The following is a 16,119-nucleotide window of genomic DNA, read 5'->3' on the forward strand; positions in this document are numbered from 1 at the left end:
GGGTGGCTTTTGCCGTTTCTGGCCCCTCTGGCGTCGAGGGAGCGGTGGCCGGCAGTTTGCGCCGGCTACCTCAGACCGCCTGCAGCCGTTGGATGCAGTTGTTCTGCGGTTGGTGTTCCGTTTGTTCCCGTTTGTCCCCGTTTCTCGCAGAAGACTGTTGCGAGCGCTGGTAATGCCCCTGAAAGCCCGTCACGACGGGCTCGAGCGGCAATCCGTCTGCTATCTGCACTATCCGTTCTGTGATATGCTCCCCGGGTGCAAAGTTTTAGGTCCTTCCAAGCAAGACTTGATTCGCGCAATCCGCCAAACGGTCAGGCCGTGTCGCGGAAGGTTCTGTAACCCGCTATTTCTCGAGAAACTCGAAGAAAGGTGAGCGTAAAAATGATGAAGCAATTCCAGTCGAACTCCTATCTGTTCGGCGGCAATGCTCCGTACGTAGAAGAAATGTACGAAGCGTATCTCGACAATCCGGCGTCAGTGCCCGAGAACTGGCGCAGCTATTTCGACGCGTTGCAGAACGTCCCTGCATCGGATGGCAGCAATGCCAACGACGTGGCCCACGGCCCGATCGTCGAATCGTTTGCGCAACGAGCCAAGGCTAATGCCTTTATCCCGCGCGCGGCGGCCGGCGGCGAAGATCTCGCTACTTCCCGCAAGCAGGTCTATGTGCAGTCCCTCATCGGCGCATATCGCTTCCTCGGCTCGCAATGGGCCAATCTCGATCCCCTGAAGCGCCGCGAACGTCCCGCTATCCCCGAACTTGAACCCGCGTTCTACGACTTCACTGAAGCCGACATGGACCAGGAGTTCAGCGCAACGAATCTGTATTTCGGGTTCGAGCGTGCTTCGCTGCGCGAGATCGTCAAGGCCCTGCGTGACACGTACTGCGGCACGATCGGCGCCGAGTACATGTACATCAGCGATCCGGAACAGAAGCGCTGGTGGAAAGAGAAGCTCGAGTCGATCCGTTCGACGCCGAACTTCTCCAATGAAAAGAAGAAGCACATTCTGAATCGCCTGACGGCCTCTGAAGGCCTCGAGCGCTTCCTGCACACCAAGTACGTCGGCCAGAAACGCTTCTCGCTCGAAGGCGGCGAAAGCTTCATCGCGTCGATGGACGAAGTCGTGCGTCATGGCGGCGCCAACGGCGTGCAGGAAATCGTCATCGGCATGGCCCACCGTGGCCGTCTGAACGTGCTGGTCAATACGCTTGGCAAGATGCCGGCTGACCTGTTTGCCGAATTCGAAGGCAAGCACGTCGACGACCTGCCGGCCGGCGACGTGAAGTACCACAAGGGTTTCTCGTCGGACGTCTCGACCGAAGGCGGCCCGGTCCACCTGTCGCTCGCGTTCAACCCGTCGCACCTCGAAATCGTCAACCCGGTGGTCGAAGGTTCGGCGAAGGCGCGTATGGATCGTCGCGGCGACGACAGCGGCCTGCAAGTGCTGCCGGTGCAGATCCATGGCGACGCGGCCTTCGCAGGTCAGGGCGTCGTGATGGAAACGCTGAACCTCGCTCAAACGCGCGGTTACGGCACGCACGGCACGCTGCACATCGTCATCAACAACCAGATCGGCTTCACGACGTCGGACCCGCGCGACTCGCGCTCCACGTTGTACTGCTCGGACGTCGTCAAGATGATCGAAGCGCCGGTGTTGCACGTGAACGGTGACGATCCTGAAGCGGTCGTGCTGGCTACGCAACTGGCCATCGACTTCCGCATGCAGTTCCACAAGGACGTCGTCGTCGACATCGTCTGCTTCCGCAAGCTGGGTCACAACGAGCAGGACACGCCGGCTGTTACGCAGCCGCTGATGTACAAGACGATTGCGAAGCACCCGGGCACGCGCGCACTGTACGCTGAGAAGCTGGTCCAGCAAGGCGTCATCACCGCGGAAGAAGGCGACGAATTCGTCAAGGCCTACCGCAAGGCGATGGACGAAGGTCATCACACGGTCGACCCGGTGCTCTCGAACTACAAGAGCAAGTACGCGGTGGATTGGGTTCCGTTCCTGAACCGCAAGTGGACCGACGCAGCCGACACGGCAGTACCGCTCGCCGAGTTGAAGCGCCTTGCTGAGCGCATCACCACGATCCCGGAAAACTTCAAGGTTCACCCGCTGGTCGAGCGCGTCATCAACGACCGTCGCGCGATGGGCCGTGGTGAAGCGAAGCTCGACTGGGGCATGGGCGAACACCTGGCATTCGCGTCGCTGGTCGCGTCGGGCTACGCAGTGCGGCTGACCGGTCAGGACTCGGGCCGTGGCACGTTCACGCACCGTCACGCGGTGCTGCACGATCAGAACCGCGAGCGCTGGAACGACGGCACCTACGTGCCGCTGCAGAACGTCGCAGAAGGTCAGGCGAAGTTCAACGTGATCGACTCGGTGCTGTCGGAAGAAGCGGTGCTGGGCTTCGAATACGGTTACTCGACCGCTGAACCGAATACGTTCGTCGCGTGGGAAGCGCAGTTCGGCGACTTCGTGAACGGCGCGCAAGTCGTGATCGACCAGTTCATCTCGTCGGGCGAAGTGAAGTGGGGCCGCGTCTCGGGTCTCACGATGCTGCTGCCGCACGGCTATGAAGGTCAAGGTCCGGAGCACTCGTCGGCACGTATCGAGCGTTTCCTGCAACTGTGCGCAGACCACAACATGCAGGTCGTTCAGCCGACCACGCCGGCGCAGATTTTCCACCTGTTGCGCCGTCAGATGATCCGCCTGTTCAGGAAGCCGCTGATCGTCGCTACGCCGAAGTCGCTGCTGCGTCACAAGGAAGCCGTGTCGGATCTGTCCGAACTGGCGAAGGGTGCGTTCCAGCCGATCATTGGCGAAATCGACGAAGCGATCGAAGCGAAGAAGGTCAAGCGCGTGGTGGCCTGCTCGGGCCGCGTGTACTACGACCTGCTGGCGCATCGCCGTGAATCGAAGTCGAACGACGTCGCGATCATCCGTATCGAACAGCTCTATCCGTTCGCGCACAAGCAGTTCGAAGCGGAAATGAAGAAGTACGACAACGCGACCGAAGTGGTCTGGGTGCAGGACGAGCCGCAGAATCAAGGCCCGTGGTTCTACATCGAGCACCACCTGAAGGAAGGCATGAAGGAAGGGCAGAAGCTGGCATACAGCGGCCGTCCGGCTTCGGCCTCGCCGGCTGTCGGCTACTACGCGAAGCACTACGAGCAGCAGAAGGCGCTGATCGAAGGCGCTTTCGGCCGCCTCAAGAGCGCGTCGATCGCTAAATAAACACTAGAGCCGAACCGGGAAAGCGCAGGGCGCTTTCCCGTGCCGCGTCTGAAAGATCATTCGCGGCATTCGAGGTTCGCAGGCGGTCGTCGTTCACTGCGCCGTCACCCGATACGTATTCAGGATATTCATAATGGCTATTGTTGAAGTCAAGGTTCCCCAGCTTTCCGAGTCGGTCTCGGAAGCCACGATGCTGCAGTGGAAGAAGAAGCCCGGCGAGGCTGTTGCACAAGACGAAATTCTCATCGAAATCGAGACCGACAAGGTCGTGCTCGAAGTGCCGGCACCCTCCGCTGGCGTGCTCGCACAAGTGATCTCGAACGACGGCGACATCGTCGTCGCGGATCAGGTGATCGCCAAGATCGACACCGAAGGCACGGCAAGCGCCGCTGCTGTCGAAGCCGAAGTGAAGCCGGCACCCGTTGCCGCACCGGCACCGGCCGCTCAGGCCGCATCCGCAACGGGTACGAACACCGCTGCTTCGCCGGCTGCCGGCAAGCTGATGGCCGAGAAGGGTCTGGGCGCGGGCGACGTCGCCGGCACGGGCCGTGACGGCCGCATCACCAAGGGCGATGTGCTGACCGCGGGCGCTCCGGCTGCCAAGGCGGCACCGGCACCGGCTGCCGCACCGAAGGCTGCGAAGCCGTCGCTGCCGGACGTCAAGGCACCGGCCTCGGCCGACCAGTGGCTGAAGGACCGCCCGGAACAACGCGTGCCGATGTCGCGTCTGCGTGCGCGTATCGCCGAGCGTCTGCTCGAGTCGCAGCAAACCAACGCCATCCTCACCACGTTCAACGAAGTGAACATGGCGCCGGTGATGGATCTGCGCAACAAGTACAAAGACAAGTTCGAAAAGGAACATGGCGTGAAGCTGGGCTTCATGTCGTTCTTCGTGAAGGCGGCTGTTCACGCGCTGAAGAAATTCCCGCTCGTGAACGCGTCGATCGACGGTAACGACATCGTCTATCACGGCTACTTCGACATCGGTATCGCGGTTGGTTCGCCGCGTGGCCTGGTGGTGCCGATCCTGCGCAACGCAGATCAGCTGAGCCTCGCCGAAATCGAGAAGAAGATTGCTGAATTCGGCCAGAAGGCCAAAGACGGCAAGCTGTCGATCGAAGAAATGACCGGCGGTACGTTCTCGATCTCGAACGGTGGTGTGTTCGGCTCGATGCTGTCGACCCCGATTATCAACCCGCCGCAATCCGCCATTCTGGGCGTCCACGCCACGAAGGAACGCGCTGTGGTCGAAAACGGCCAGATCGTGATCCGCCCGATGAACTACCTGGCGCTGTCGTACGACCACCGGATCATCGACGGTCGCGAAGCGGTGCTGTCGCTGGTCGCGATGAAGGATGCGCTGGAAGACCCGGCGCGCCTGCTGCTCGACCTGTAAGCGCCGGTTAGGCCGGCGTCGGCTTGTGATCGCGCATGCCGACGCCATGTAAGCAGCACGTCTTTAGCATTCCGCAGTACTGAAACGACGCGCGCCACGAAGCGTGGCCGCGCGCTGTTCCGTCATCAAAAGGATTGTCATGTCCAAAGAATTTGACGTCGTCGTGATCGGCGCCGGCCCCGGCGGCTATATCGCCGCAATCCGCGCAGCGCAACTCGGCAAGACCGTCGCATGTATCGAACAGTGGAAGAACCCGGCCGGCACGCTGAAGCTCGGCGGCACGTGTCTGAACGTGGGTTGCATTCCGTCGAAGGCGCTGCTCGCGTCGTCGGAAGAATTTGAAAACGCGTCGCATCACCTGGCCGACCACGGCATTTCCGTGTCGGATGTGAAGGTCGATATCGCGAAGATGATGGCCCGTAAAGAAGGCATCGTCGAAAAGATGACCAAGGGCATCGAATTCCTGTTCCGCAAGAACAAGATCACGTGGCTCAAGGGCCACGGCAAGTTCACCGGCAAGACGGACGCCGGCGTGCAGATCGAAGTGAGCGGCGAAGGCGAAACCGAGGTGGTCACGGCAAAGAACGTGATCATCGCGACCGGCTCGAAGGCGCGTCACCTGCCGAACATTCCGGTCGACAACAAGATCGTCGCCGACAACGAAGGCGCACTGAGCTTCGAATCCACGCCGAAGAAACTCGCCGTGATCGGCGCGGGCGTGATCGGGCTGGAACTGGGTTCGGTGTGGCGTCGTCTGGGCGCGGAAGTCACCGTGCTCGAAGCGCTGCCGGAATTCCTCGGCGCGGCCGACCAGGCACTGGCTAAAGAAGCCGCCAAGCAGTTCAAGAAGCAAGGTCTGGACATCCAGGTCGGCGTGAAGGTCGGCGAAGTGAAGACCACCGACAAGAGCGTCACGATCGCCTACACAGACAAGGACGGCAACGCGCAAACGCTCGAAGCCGACCGCCTGATCGTGTCGATCGGCCGCGTGCCGAACACCGACAACCTCGGTCTCGAAGCCATCGGCCTGAAGGCGAACGAGCGTGGTTTCATCGACGTCGACGACCACTGCGCGACGGCAGTCCCGACCGTGTACGCGATCGGCGACGTGGTGCGTGGCCCGATGCTCGCGCACAAGGCTGAAGACGAAGGCGTGCTGGTTGCCGAAATCATCGACGGTCAGAAGCCGCATATCGATTACAACTGCATTCCGTGGGTGATCTACACCGAACCGGAAATCGCGTGGGTCGGCAAGACGGAGCAGCAACTGAAGGCCGAAGGCCGCGAAGTCAAGACGGGTCAGTTCCCGTTCATGGCGAACGGCCGTGCGCTGGGCATCAACAAGGCGGAGGGTTTCGTCAAGATGATCGCCGACGCTAAGACCGACGAACTGCTGGGCGTGCACATCATCTCGGCAAACGCATCGGATCTGATCGCGGAAGCCGTGGTGGCGATGGAATTCAAGGCGGCGTCGGAAGACATCGGCCGCATTTGCCATCCGCACCCGTCGTTGTCGGAAGTCATGCGTGAAGCGGCGCTCGCCGTGGACAAACGCGCGCTGAACATGTAATCACACGCACGCCTGACTGAACGCAATTCTGGCATCACCACAAAGGCGGGCGGGTTCACTCCCTCCCGCCTTTCTTTTTGCAGCAACACAATGAACGTCACCGAATACTACGAAAAAGAACTGCAGACGCGGGGTTACCAATCGGATCCGGCGCAACGCGCGGCGGTCGACCGTCTGCAGCGGTGTTATGACGAGTGGGTCGAGTACAAGTCGCGCCGCTCGAATGCGTTCAAGAAGCTGATCATCCACCCGGACTTGCCGCGCGGCGTGTACATGTGGGGCGGCGTAGGACGGGGCAAGAGCTTCCTGATGGACAGCTTCTACATGATCGTGCCGGTGCAGCGCAAAACGCGGCTGCATTTCCACGAATTCATGCGCGAGGTGCACCGCGAACTGGAAGACCTGAAAGGCACGGCCGATCCACTCGACGAACTCGCGCGCCGTATCGCCAAGCGCTACCGGTTGATCTGTTTCGACGAATTCCACGTGTCGGATATCGCCGACGCGATGATTCTGTACCGCTTGCTCGACAAACTGTTCGAGAACGGCGTGCAATTCGTGATGACGTCCAATTACGATCCGGACACGCTGTATCCGGACGGTCTGCATCGCGACCGTATGCTGCCGGCAATCGAACTGATCAAGTCGAAGCTCGACGTGATCAATGTCGACGCGGGCATAGACTACCGCCAGCGCACGCTGGCCCAGGTCGAGGTGTATCACACGCCGCTCGGCGCGGCCTCGGACAAAGCGTTGCGCGACGCATTCTCGCGTCTTGCAGCGGTGCCCGATGAGAGTCCTATCCTGCACATCGAAAAGCGCGAGCTGAAGGCGTTGCGGCGTGCTGATGGTGTTGTGTGGTTCGATTTCGCGACGTTGTGCGGCGGTCCGCGCTCGCAGAACGATTACCTGGAACTGGCGAGCCGTTTTCACGCTGTGATCCTGTCCGGCGTGCCGCAGATGTCGGCGCGCATGGCGTCGGAGGCACGCCGCTTCACCTGGTTGATCGATGTGTTCTATGACCATAAGGTCAAACTGTTGATGTCGGCAGCGGTGCCGCCCGATCAACTGTACGTCGACGGCCCGATGGCCAACGAATTCACACGCACGGTCTCGCGCATCGTTGAAATGCAGTCGAAAGAATATCTCGACGCGCCGCGCCGGCTCGTCGATACGTCGTTGACGTAAGCAGCCGCGTGACGCGGGTGTCGATGCTTTTGCGATAGATCACGGTCCGCTCACCGAACCGGCGGGGTCCGAAGGCGTATTTTCAAGATTCGGATTGGTCTTATGTTCCGTCCGCGGACGACTGGATATCTTCTTTGTCATGGTTCTAACAAAGGAGAAACCATGAATCCGCACCGTGATATCAATGATGAAGAATGGCAACGCATTGCACCGTTGCTCCCTGAGCTGCGTCCGCGCTCTGAACTGCGTGGCCGGCCGCTTGCCAACACGCGTTCGGTGCTCAACGGCGTGTTGTGGGTGATGTACAGTGGCGCGACCTGGTCCGCCATGCCGCGCAAATACCCGTCGTATCAAACCTGCCATCGCCGCTTCAAGGCGTGGTATGAATCCGGCGTACTCAAGCGCGTCATGGATCAGCTATTCGGCGCGGCGAGCGAAGAGCTCTGTAACCTCATGGAAGCGCGCATGCGCACGCATGTGAGCGCGGAACAGAAGAGTGTTGACGCAGAAAAGGTTCCGGCCACTGCGCCCACGGCGTATAGCCCGGTATCGGTCAAGCCGTTACCGTCTTCGCCGTTCGCGTATGCGTCGCCCTTCAAGCACGCTGCATGACCACCCCGACCAGCCAGACTCAAACAAAAAAACGGCCGGACGATTTCGATCGTCGGCCGTTTCTTCCGGTTCCATCCTGGCAGCAGTAGCGGCCTTGATGGAACGCCACATTCGCGCGTCAGGCATCGGGGCCTGAAGTACCCGCCTGCTATTACTATTGCTGGCGAATCCAGGTCTGCGAGCGACCCAGCAGCGAAACGCCGATGTAGCCACGCACGATCAGCTTGTTCCCACTGTCTTCCAGGTGCATCTTGCACTTGTAGACCTTGCCGTTTTCCGGGTCGAGAATCTGCCCGTGATCCCAGGCGTCGCCGTCCTTTTTCATGTCGTTGATAATCGTCATGCCGAGAATCAGCTGGTCCTTGCGCGTGTCCGTACATTCGGTGCAGCGGCGATCCGGTTGATCATTGGCATTGAGTCCCTTGATCACCTTGCCGCTCAGCGAGCCGCCGCTGTCCTGTGTAATTTGCACGAGCGCTTTGGGCTGGCCGGTGTGATCGTCGATGGTTTGCCACGTGCCGATTGGGGAATCGGTCTGCGCCATTGCCGTGACAGCGCTGGCGAGCAGTACGCCTGCGAGGGCGGCATGTTTGGCTGTGCGAAGCGCGATTGCGCGCGCGCGTTGAGCGAATTGCATCATTGTCTTCCTCCTTGATTAAAGACGGCGCGATCATGGTCGCGCGGCGTTATTAGCATCTCGGGCGGCCTTCTACTGCGGCCGCCGTGACGCCTCGTATGCCTTGTATTGCCCCTCAGGTTCAACTTCGGCTACATCGGTTTGCAATTCGCGGCCTGAGTGCCGCGAATTGCACATCCTCAGCGCAGAATACGTGAAAGTGCGCGCGCCGTTTGATAGTGGAACCTCTAATCAGGACGCGGCGCTTCTAAATATCAGTTCAGTTGATACGAGAATGTTGCGTTGATGCGCGGGCTGCGCGACGCGCTTTCCACCGGCGCGTCGCCGATCGGTTTGGCGACCGACAAATCCAGGCTGTAGTACTTCGCGTCCGAGATCCGGAAGCCGAACGCAATCGACGACAGCCTCGACGGCGACGGCGTCCCCGCATGCAGATACACGCGCGCCATGTCGAACGAGACATACGGTGTGAGGGTGCGCAGATAGGTGAAGCCCGGCGTAAACGCCCGGTTGACTTCGAACATCGCCCCCCAGCCCGAATCGCCCGACGCCTCGCCCGGTTGATAACCCTGCGCAAAACGTTGCGCGCCGAACGAGATCTGTTCCGAGGTCGGCAGTGAGACGGGGCTGTACTGGCCGGTCAACGAAACTGCGGTGCCGATCTTCAGCGGCCACTCGTTGGTTTGCGAAAAGCTTGCGCCGGTCCGCACGAAGTTGATCGATGCCGGATTCGTGACCGTCGTGCCGGGCACGTTCGAGTCGCCGGCTTTCGACGCGCCCAGGATATCGAATGCCTTTGCCACATTGATGCTCGCGCGGCGCACCTGACCTGGTTCCGCGCTGGCGTAGTCGGCCTGCAGTTGCATTACCCGCACCTGCGAGCGCAAGCCGATCTGCGCGCCGGTGTCCTGGTTGTTGTAGCGGTCTTCGTCGTGCGAGGCATAGACCGTGGCGGTGCCGATCAGGCTTCGCGTGTTGCTCAGCAGGATCGGATAGGTCAGTGAGCCACTGACCTTGTCGTTGATGACCGTGCGCGCGATGTAAGAGGGCAGGCCGGGATTGTCGGTCGGATTGCCGCGATAGTGCGACGCGTCGATCTTCCCGGTCAGTCCGTCGCTGCCGATCGGTACCGTAGCGTGCGCGGCGAGGTAGGTGACGTTGTCGCGTCCCTTCGGCAGCAAGGCCGACACGCTCAGTTGTTCGCCGAGCGCGGTCAGGCCGTTTTCCGTTGCGGTCAGCAGGCCTTGTACGCCAGGGTGATTGAAGTCAATACCCGTGCTGACGTCGAACCGTTTGCGCTCCACGTTCAGCTCGAGTGTGGTGGCGCCGTCGGTGTTCTGCGGCGGCGCCGCGTTGGCCGCGACCTTCACGCCGGGTAACAGACCCAGCAAGTTGATGTAGCGCTCGAAGGTGGCGCGCCGCAACGGGCGGTCGGCGACGATGTGGTCGGCGATCGCGCGGATCTTGTTTTCGAGCACGCCCGGCTCGCCGGTCACCTTGACCGCGGACACGTAACCTTCCACCACCGTCACGCGTACTACGCCGCCCTCGAATGTCTGTGCGGGAATGAATGCAAACGAGAGCGCAAAGCCGCGGTCCTGATACAGCTTCGTCACGCCGTTGGCGACCTGAATCAGGTCGCCGATGGTGGTGTCTTTGCCGACAAGCGGTGTGAAGCGCTGCGCGACTTCGTCGAACGGAATGGACTTCACGCCCTCGACCTGAATCTTTGAAGGAGTCAGGTGGCGGGCGAGCAGTTCCTGAAGTTGGGGAGCTTGCGGCGTGACCTGCAGGGTCACGTTCGGGCCCTTATCGGGCGCCTTGATTTGCGGCAGCGAATCCATCGGGTTGCCGCCGACCACTGGCCGTGACTGCGCTTGTGCTTCTACCTGCATCGCGCTTGCTGCGATTGCAGCGAGCAGTAGGGTCCATTTACTACCGTACCCGAGTTTCATCGGATTTTCCTCGTATGCCGTTCTGTCTTGCGGACGCGCCGCCTGGCCGGGCTGGTCGCGATCGCTTATGTGTGGCTCGACGCATACTGCCATGCTTGTATGTATTACGTCACGTGCTCCGTTGGGCTTGAGCATCGATTGCAAAAGCGCGGAGCACGTGCTGAAGCGGACTGCTTATGCGTACTGCGTAACTGAACGTCTGATGAGGCGCCTTATGCGCGCCGCATCGACGGCGGGTTATGTGGACTACTTATGGCTCACCGGCACCAGGCCGCCGAGGAGCGTCGTCAAGCCGCCGGTCGCACTGCTCGAGCTGCTCGTCGAACCGGCCACCGAGGTGAGCGTACCGGTCAACTGGCCAACGAGGGCCGTTACCGGGGCGAGCGGGCCACTGCTGCTACTGCCCGATGTGCTGCTGGTGACGACAGTGAGCACGCTGGTCAGCGTCGACAGCGGATTCGATGTGCTACCCGTGCCGCCTAACGTCGAGGTCAGCGAACTCAAGGGCGTGCCACCGAGTACTGAGGTCAGCGAACTCAGCGGCGAGCCACCCGAAGTCAGCGAACTCAAGGGCGTGCCGCTCAGCGCCGAGGTCAGACCGGACAGCGGCGTGCCGCCGAGCAGCGTCGACAGCGAGCCGAGCGGGTTGCTGCCGAGCCCGAGACTCGCGAGCGTGCTTTGCAGCGGGCCGAACGGGCTGCCGTTGGCAGGTGGCCCATTGACGACGGCCACGTTCGTGCTGCCGACGAGGCTCGTAATCAGGCCGGGAATCGGATTCGCGCCATTCGGGCCATTCGGATTGACGAGGCCGCCGGCGTTCGTCACCGTGTTGCCGAGCGAGCCGACCAGCGTGCCGAGATCGGCGCCGAGCGGGTTCTTCGTTGCCGCGCCGACTTGCGCGCTGGTCGAGCTCAACGTGCCGCCGATTTGCGCGAGCAGGCCGCCTACTGGTGCGCCGAGACCGGTCTGCGTGCCCACCGTCTGCGTCACGAGTCCGACCGTCTGCACGATCGGCGTGATCGCGGTGCTGATCGGCTGGGTGATCTGTTGCACCGGCACGGAGGCCAGCGAATTGCCGAGCGTTACGCCGCCGGCATTCAGTGCGCCGGCAGTCGTCGAGAGGACGGTTGCAAGCGGTGTGGTGAGCGGTGACAGCGGCGCGAGATTGCCGGTGCCGAGGCCGCCGACCGCGGTGCTCAGACCTTGCACGACACCGCTCGTCGAGCTGACCACTGAGCCGAGTCCGGCGACGGTGGTGCCGACGGGATTGGACGTCGTGCCGATCTGCCCGACGCCGCCGCTCACTGCGTTGGCAAGCGAGTTCAGCGTGCTGCTCGTGCTCGATACCGCGTTGCCGAGACCTTGTGTGACTTGCGGACTGAGACCCGGGATCGTCTGCGAGGCGATCGTGTTGCCGAGGTCGCTCGTGGTCTTCGCGGCGGCGGTGACAACGCCGGAGGTGCCCGACGTCGTGGTGGTGGTCGGGCCGCCGCTGGTCGAACCTCCGCCACCGGCGCTACCGCTGCCGGATGACGCGCTCGGTGGCGCAGTGACGCCGCTGCCGCCACACGCCGCGAGCAAGCCGGCGACCGTTACGGCGATCAGCGGTGCGCGCAACGACGACACGGTCGCGCACGCCGCATGGAGAGTAAAAAAACGTTGTGTGGACATGTGTGCTCCTCAGTGTCTTCTAAATGTCGTGTGCGTTGTTTCCGTGCGCCGGTGCTACGGGTGTCTGAGCGGCGCGGCTCAGTTCAGTCAGGTCCGGCGGGGCCCGGGGGCGGCTGGTGGGCCGCACTCCGGGTTTCCGGGCGCCGGGTTTTCGGACGCCGGGTTGCCGGTTACTGCACTTCTTTCGATAACTTCAACTGCATTCCTTACTTCTTCGTCAAACCGCCGAGCAGGCCGCCGACGAGCGACGTCACCGGGGCGAGCAGGTTGCTGCCCGTTCCCTTGCCGCTGGTGCTCGACAGAGACAGGCCAGTGGTCGTGTTGGTGGAGGCGGTGGTGGTCGTCGTGGTCGTCGTTGTCGTGACGCCGCCGAGCGCGCCGGTAACGCTCGACAACAAGCCGGTGACCGGGGCGAGCGGGCCGCTGCTACCGCCGCTCGCGCTGCTCAGGCCGCTCGTCACGCTCGAAAGCAGGCCGGTGACAGGCGCCAGCGGGCTGCCGCTCGAGGCGCCGCCGAGGCCGCCCGTTACGCTGCCGAGTACGCTGGTGAGCGGAGCAAGCGGGTTGGTGCTGGTGCCGGTGCCGCCAGTCAAGCCACCGAGTACGCTGGTGAGCGGAGCGAGCGGGTTGGTGCTGGTGCCCGTGCCGCCGGTCAAGCCGCCGAGTAAGCTGGTGAGCGGAGCGAGCGGGTTGGTGCCGCTGCTGCTCGTGCCGCCGGTCAAGCCACCGAGTACGCTGGTGAGTGGAGCAAGCGGGTTGGTGCTGGTGCCGGTGCCACCGGCCAGGCCGCCGAGCAGGCTGGTGAGCGGAGCGAGCGGATTGCCGCTGGTGCTGCCGGTGAGCAGGCCGCCTACTGATGCGACCGTGGTGCCCGTATCCGTGACCGTATTGCCAAGAGCGGCCGTGATCGGATTGCCGCCGGTTGCGCTGATCAGCGTGCCGGCCTTACCGAGGCCGCCGCCGAGGGTCGTGAGCAGGTTGTTCAGCGGTGCGCCGAGGCCGGTGGTGTTGCCGACCGTTTGCGTGGTCGCTACGACCATCGACGTAATTGGCGTGATCGCGGTGCTGAGCGTTTGCGTGACTTGCTGAACCGGACCCGTTGAGAGCACGGTGGTGAGCGTGGCGCCGCCGTTGGTCACTGCGCCACCGAGCGTATCGACGACACCGCCGAGCGGTGTGGTGATGGCTGCCAACGGTGCGAGCGGGCCGGTGCCGAGACTCGTCACCAGGTTGCCTGCATCCGTCACTGCGCCGCCGACATGACCGACCACGCCACCGAGGCTCGAGACCGTTGTGCCGACTGCGTTGCTGCCGGTGCCGAGTTGGCCGAGCCCTTGCGACACGCCGCTGCCGAGCGTCGTGACCGCCGCGCCGACTTGCTGCACGATGCCGCCGGCAGCCTGGGTGGTTTGCGAGCTGACGCCTGGCAGCGATTGCGAACCGATCACGCTACCGATACCCGAGACCGTCGAGCCGAGATCGCCGACCACGCCACCGGTGTTGCCGACGACTGTGCCGAGCGCATTCGAGACTGGGGTTGTACCGGTGCCGGAGGTTCCCGTACCCGACGTTCCTGTACCCGACGTTCCGGTACCCGACGTTCCAGTACCGGAAGTGCCGGTGCCAGAAGTGCCCGTGCCGGAACCGCCTGAGCCCATCGAACCGCTGCCGCTGCTGCCGCCGCCGGTGGAAAGTGAGCCGCCGGCGGAGCCGCTACCGCTGCTGCCGGTGCCGGAACTGAGGCTTCCGGAGCCTCCGCAAGCGCCAAGAGAAAGCATCGCTGCCACGCCGGCAGCAATCAGGGTTGTTCGTACTGTAGTGTTGGCCGTTTGAATGTTCATGTCGCCCTCGCATCGCATGTGTTTTTGGGTGTTGCTGCGTGCCTATCTCTGCACGAGCCGTGCCATTTCGACTGAGCAATGCGGATTATTTTTATGTTGAAGAGCGTGAAGCCATATGTGATATGGCTTTGAGAGGAATTGATGGAGTGTCTGCTAACCCAGATATACCGCGAGTAATTGACTTTGCTAAACGTTTGCGAGGGTTTCGTAACGTAACGAGCCGGGCGCGCCGTTACGAAACACGACGTAACGCAAGCGCAACGAGAGGGTTCCAGACGCTTGAAACGTTCTGTTCAAACAAATAATTAGTGCAGCGAATCTAACTCATGGTTATTCCTATGTGCTGCAACGCACGAACTGCCGTTAACCTGAGTACGCTGCTAAAACGCATATGGTGTGGGCTCAGGGAAGCGGACAATTGCTTAAATATGATTGTTCAGCTATAAAACCCAAAAGCATCATGGATTGACGAGGGAGGTGGGTTATCGAACAGAAAGCTCATAGACATCTGTTTTATTGAAGCCGGCTGCAAGGCGGTGCTTCTGCAGTGCAACACGCAGGGCCAGGAATGAGAGACCAATGGTCCGCAGCACTGAAGACTCCGCCATCCGAGGCAGCACGTAAACAAACGAAATAAATGAAAGTCCGAGGGTAAAAATGAAAAAATTCACACAACGCTTCCTGAGAGATAACAAAGGCGTTACGGCCATCGAGTATGGGCTCATCGCGGGGCTTCTGGCGGTGGTCATTGCAACGTCGGTTACTGGGGTCGGCAAACAGTTAAGCGCCGTATTCGACGCGGTCACCAGTTCGATCACCACCACTGCGGTGCCCAAGGCTAGCTGATAACGCGGCAGCCCGTCACGGGCATACAGGCATCACATCCTGAGGATCTCTTGATTCTGATGGCAGTCATTCTGTCTCCTGATCAAGTTGTCTAACTGGAGTATGACGGCGGATACGGACTGCAATTGCAGGCCGTATCGGTTTGTCACGCCTGTCGAGTGCGACATGAAATTGCTGACCGCGTTTCTCTTATTTATCGCTTGGGCCACGGCAGTCACGGTATGTGATTGCCGCGCCCGGCGTATTCCCAATGCGCTTGTTATTGCTGGTCTCGTTGCGGCATTGAGCTGTGCGCTCCTATTGCAAGCGCCATTCGGTGTGTCGGTAACGCAGGCAATGATCGGCATGGCTGTAGGGCTCGTCGCGCTGATGCCATTTTTCGCGTTAAACATGATGGGCGCGGCCGACGTCAAGGTATTCGCCGTGCTCGGCGCATGGTGTGGAATGCATCCGTTATTGGGGCTTTGGATGATCGCAAGCGTTGCCGCCGGTTTGCATGCTCTCTGGCTGTTGATCAGATCGCGCACGCCATTGGCCGCGCTCCGCAGGGGCTCAGCGCCCACGTTCGAAGTTGCCGGCAGACGTGCCACGCCATATGCCGCCTGTCTGTGCGTTCCCGCGATGATCGCGCTGACGATGGGCCTATTCGCGGAGCATATTCAATGAACGCATGCGTCAAAGCCATGGGGAAACCAGTGAAGCCGGGTCGCTCGCGCCGGCAACGCGGCAGTACCGCTATCGAATTCGCGATGGTCTTCCCGCTGTTTTTTGTCGTGCTGTACGGGATCATCACGTTCAGCATGATTTTTGTTGCACAGCAGAACCTGACGCTTTTGGCCGAAGAGGGTGCACGAGCGGCACTCACGTACCAGATAAGCGACAACCCGACCGATGCGCTCGCTGCACGCGTCAACGCCGTATGCCCAACGGTATACGGCATGTTGACGCCGATGTTGACGCCAATAGCGGCCACGGGGGGGTGCAATGCGACGGCTGCCGCCTGCAACTCCGGGATGCAGTGTGTGAATGTCGTTCTCACGTACTCCTATGTGGACCACCCGCTGGTCCCATCGTTGCCGTTGTTGGGCGACGTTCTCCCCAAGACACTCACAAGCAGTGCGACGATACAACTCAACCCGGTGAACTTACTGTGATTGACG

Annotated in this window: 13 protein-coding genes; 8 read left to right on the forward strand and 5 right to left on the reverse strand. The window is 61.5% G+C overall.

Annotated features, from left to right (window positions below):
* Positions 1-381: 381 nt before the first annotated feature.
* The 5 genes from PQR40_RS19910 to PQR40_RS19930 all read left to right on the forward strand — a co-directional run bounded on the left by PQR40_RS19910 (position 382) and on the right by PQR40_RS19930 (position 8,009).
* The gene (locus tag PQR40_RS19910) at positions 382-3,243 is read left to right on the forward strand and encodes a 2-oxoglutarate dehydrogenase E1 component (RefSeq protein WP_408389298.1); all 2,862 of its coding nucleotides are present in this window, start codon (positions 382-384) and stop codon (positions 3,241-3,243) included.
* A 133-nt stretch (positions 3,244-3,376) separates the two neighbouring features.
* A complete protein-coding gene (odhB, locus tag PQR40_RS19915; RefSeq protein WP_408389300.1) occupies positions 3,377-4,639 on the forward strand; it encodes a 2-oxoglutarate dehydrogenase complex dihydrolipoyllysine-residue succinyltransferase in 1,263 nt (420 codons plus the stop codon).
* Between the two features lie 139 nt (positions 4,640-4,778).
* Positions 4,779-6,209, forward strand: a complete 1,431-nt coding sequence (gene lpdA, locus PQR40_RS19920) for a dihydrolipoyl dehydrogenase (protein WP_408509711.1) — start codon at positions 4,779-4,781, stop codon at positions 6,207-6,209.
* A gap of 90 nt (positions 6,210-6,299) precedes the next feature.
* Positions 6,300-7,397 (forward strand): cell division protein ZapE, encoded by a 1,098-nt coding sequence (gene zapE, locus PQR40_RS19925; protein ID WP_408235215.1) that lies wholly within the window; start codon positions 6,300-6,302, stop codon positions 7,395-7,397.
* A gap of 162 nt (positions 7,398-7,559) precedes the next feature.
* A complete protein-coding gene (locus PQR40_RS19930; RefSeq protein WP_408389304.1) occupies positions 7,560-8,009 on the forward strand; it encodes a transposase in 450 nt (149 codons plus the stop codon).
* A gap of 154 nt (positions 8,010-8,163) precedes the next feature.
* Here the strand turns inward: PQR40_RS19930 and PQR40_RS19935 are convergent, their stop codons facing one another.
* The 5 genes from PQR40_RS19935 to PQR40_RS19955 form a co-directional block, all read right to left on the reverse strand.
* On the reverse strand, positions 8,164-8,649 hold the full coding sequence (locus tag PQR40_RS19935; RefSeq protein WP_408235221.1) for a DUF2147 domain-containing protein: 486 nt from the start codon (positions 8,647-8,649) through the stop codon (positions 8,164-8,166).
* A 251-nt stretch (positions 8,650-8,900) separates the two neighbouring features.
* Complete coding sequence (locus tag PQR40_RS19940; RefSeq protein WP_408509712.1) at positions 8,901-10,601, reverse strand: ShlB/FhaC/HecB family hemolysin secretion/activation protein; 1,701 nt, start codon at positions 10,599-10,601, stop codon at positions 8,901-8,903.
* 246 nt (positions 10,602-10,847) lie between these two features.
* Positions 10,848-12,272 (reverse strand): collagen-like triple helix repeat-containing protein, encoded by a 1,425-nt coding sequence (locus PQR40_RS19945; RefSeq protein ID WP_408509713.1) that lies wholly within the window; start codon positions 12,270-12,272, stop codon positions 10,848-10,850.
* Between the two features lie 206 nt (positions 12,273-12,478).
* A complete protein-coding gene (locus tag PQR40_RS19950; protein WP_408509714.1) occupies positions 12,479-14,113 on the reverse strand; it encodes a collagen-like triple helix repeat-containing protein in 1,635 nt (544 codons plus the stop codon).
* A gap of 482 nt (positions 14,114-14,595) precedes the next feature.
* Positions 14,596-14,784, reverse strand: a complete 189-nt coding sequence (locus tag PQR40_RS19955; protein ID WP_408235233.1) for a hypothetical protein — start codon at positions 14,782-14,784, stop codon at positions 14,596-14,598.
* On the opposite strand from PQR40_RS19955, the gene PQR40_RS19960 reads away from it, so the two are divergent.
* The 3 genes from PQR40_RS19960 to PQR40_RS19970 all read left to right on the forward strand — a co-directional run bounded on the left by PQR40_RS19960 (position 14,771) and on the right by PQR40_RS19970 (position 16,113).
* On the forward strand, positions 14,771-14,959 hold the full coding sequence (locus tag PQR40_RS19960; RefSeq protein WP_408509715.1) for a Flp family type IVb pilin: 189 nt from the start codon (positions 14,771-14,773) through the stop codon (positions 14,957-14,959). The two genes, PQR40_RS19955 and PQR40_RS19960, sit on opposite strands and share 14 nt — an antisense overlap.
* A gap of 165 nt (positions 14,960-15,124) precedes the next feature.
* Positions 15,125-15,625 carry an A24 family peptidase gene (locus tag PQR40_RS19965; RefSeq protein ID WP_408509716.1) on the forward strand — a complete coding sequence of 167 codons (501 nt, stop codon included), beginning with the start codon at positions 15,125-15,127 and terminating at the stop codon, positions 15,623-15,625.
* Positions 15,622-16,113: a TadE/TadG family type IV pilus assembly protein gene (locus PQR40_RS19970; protein ID WP_408509717.1), complete on the forward strand. Its 492-nt coding sequence runs from the start codon at positions 15,622-15,624 to the stop codon at positions 16,111-16,113. Before PQR40_RS19965 ends, PQR40_RS19970 begins: the two co-directional genes overlap by 4 nt.
* Positions 16,114-16,119: the final 6 nt, after the last annotated feature.

Origin of the sequence: Paraburkholderia sediminicola (assembly GCF_046026855.1) — a bacterium.
Taxonomy (GTDB): domain Bacteria; phylum Pseudomonadota; class Gammaproteobacteria; order Burkholderiales; family Burkholderiaceae; genus Paraburkholderia; species Paraburkholderia sediminicola_A.